The following is a 1,786-nucleotide window of genomic DNA, read 5'->3' as shown; positions in this document are numbered from 1 at the left end:
GGCCCTCGTCGTCGGCGGCGAAGTGTTTATGCGGGCGGTTCGTGAAGGGGGGGCCCGGTTGCTGCCTATTGACAGTGAGCATTCGGCCATTTTCCAGTCGTTGCCCGAAGACCCGGCGGTGTGGCCCCGGCGCATCGAAAAAATCATGCTGACCTCGTCGGGCGGTCCTTTTCGCGCCCGTGATCCAGCAACTTTGCGCGACGTAACGCCCGAGCAGGCCTGCGCGCACCCTAATTTTTCCATGGGCCGCAAGATTTCGGTGGATTCGGCCACGATGATGAACAAGGCTTTGGAGGTGATCGAGGCCAAGTACCTGTTTGGTGTCGTGCCGGAGCAGATCGAGGTGGTGATCCATCCGCAGCAAATCATCCATTCGATGGTGCAGTTCCATGACGCATCGGTGATGGCCCAGCTGGGTACGCCCGATATGCGGGTGCCGATTGCCTATGGCCTGTCCTGGCCGGAGCGGATCGAAAGCGGCACGGCGCGCCTGGACTTCGCCCGCATGGCCGCCATGACATTCGAGGTCCCGGACTTTCAGCGCTTTCCCTGCCTGCCTTTGGCCTGGGAGAGTTTGCGTGCGCCGCCGGGCACTTGCGTGGTGCTGAACGCAGCCAATGAGGTTGCTGTGGCGGCGTTTTTGGACCGGCRCATCCGCTTCGACCATATTCACCATGTAAACCATGCAACTTTGGAGGCCGCGGCAGTCTCTCAGGTGGACGACATAGAAGGCTTGCTGGCGCTGGATGAGCAGGCCCGCCGCGTTGCCACTCAAATCACCCAAGGTCTGGAGTCCTGAGATGCTGACACTGGTTTCTTTCGTTGTGACTCTCGGTATCCTGATTGCCGTGCACGAATACGGCCATTACCGCGTCGCAGTGGCGTGTGGCATCAAGGTCCTGAAATTTTCCATCGGATTCGGCAAACCTATTTACACCTGGAAGCTCAAAAACAAGTCGACAGAGTTTTCCATCGGCATGCTGCCCCTGGGCGGCTACGTCAAGATGCTGGATGAGCGCGAGGCCCCGGTGGATCTATCCGAGCGTCATCTGGCTTTTAATACCCAGCCGCTGAAATCGCGGGTTGCCGTGGTGGCCGCCGGCCCGGCCGCCAATTTGCTGCTGGCCATAGTGCTGTATGCCGTGGTCAACTGGACTGGCTTGCAGGAGCCCAAAGCCATTTTGGCCAGCCCGGTAGCAGGATCGCTTGCCGAAAAGGCTGGCCTGGGTGGCGGGGAAATGGTTCAGCAGGCGGCTTTTGAAGGCGGCGACCTGGAGGTCGTTCATTCTTTTGAAGACTTGCGCTGGAGGCTCACTCAAGGTGCACTGGATGGTCGCGACCTCACCTTGGTGCTTGGCAGCGATGGCGCAGCGTCAGGGCAGACTGTGCGGTTGCTGCTCAGTACGCTGGGTGCACCCGAAGCAGATGCCGATCTGTTCAGGAAAATTGGCATTCTYGGCCCCTGGACCCGTCCGGTGATTGGCACTGTCATGCCCGGGGGCGCCGCAGAAAAATCCGGCCTGCGTGCCGATGATCTCGTGCTTCGCATTGGCGAGACAGCGATTGTGGATGGGCAACAGCTGCGCGAGGTGATACGTACCTCTGCCCGCTCGACCGGAACGGGTGCTGCCGTTGTCCCGCAGACATGGCAAATCAGCCGTGCTGGCGCATCCCTGGCGCTGCAAGTGACGTCTGAACTCAAGGCAGTGAACGGGGTGATGGTGCCCCGGATTGAGGCCTATGTGGGAGCCCCTCCCGAGTTTGTCACGGTGCGTTACGGCCCTGT

2 protein-coding genes are annotated in these 1,786 nt (G+C 60.5%); both read left to right on the top strand.

Annotation, left to right across the window (positions count from 1 at the left end):
- Positions 1–799: 1-deoxy-D-xylulose-5-phosphate reductoisomerase (gene dxr, locus AC1D1X_RS22230; RefSeq protein WP_477699212.1), on the top strand; the 799-nt coding region annotated here is incomplete at its 5' end.
- 1 nt (position 800) lies between these two features.
- On the top strand, positions 801–1,786 hold a 986-nt coding region (rseP, locus tag AC1D1X_RS22225; RefSeq protein WP_477699211.1), incomplete at its 3' end, for an RIP metalloprotease RseP.

Source organism: Polaromonas sp. P1_G4, from assembly GCF_056405475.1.
Note: the sequence above shows the minus strand (reverse complement) of the source record. Positions and strands in the feature narration are given on the sequence as shown.